Origin of the sequence: Motilibacter deserti (assembly GCF_011250635.1) — a bacterium.
GTDB classification, from domain to species: Bacteria; Actinomycetota; Actinomycetes; order Motilibacterales; family Motilibacteraceae; genus Motilibacter_A; species Motilibacter_A deserti.
The window spans coordinates 52781-53094 of the sequence record NZ_JAANNP010000010.1; the positions used below are offsets into that span (position 1 = coordinate 52781).

At 69.4% G+C, this 314-nt stretch carries 1 pseudogene; it reads left to right on the forward strand.

Annotation, left to right across the window (positions count from 1 at the left end):
* Positions 1 to 314: pseudogene (locus G9H71_RS13375) on the forward strand (hypothetical protein); the annotation flags it as partial.

A 314-nucleotide genomic window follows, 5' to 3' on the forward strand; every position in this document is an offset into this window, starting at 1 on the left:
GGGCCAGACGGTGACGCTGGACGCGGTGGTGGCGCCGATGTCGGTGCTGGACCGGTACGAGTGGTGGGTGCAGAAGGCCGGTGCCGCTGAGCCCAGCAAGGTCGAGGGGGTCAGTGGTGCGCGGTACGCCTTCACCGCGGACGCCTCGTTCGACGGGGCGAAGGTGTCGGTCAAGCTGGTGAAGAACACCGGCGCGACGTACGTCTCGTCCGAGGCCGTGACGGTCGAGGTCGCGGCGGCGGAGCCGACGCTGGCGTTCACGCCGCTGCGGAACCACTACCACCAGGGTGGGACGATCGCGTTCACGTTGAACG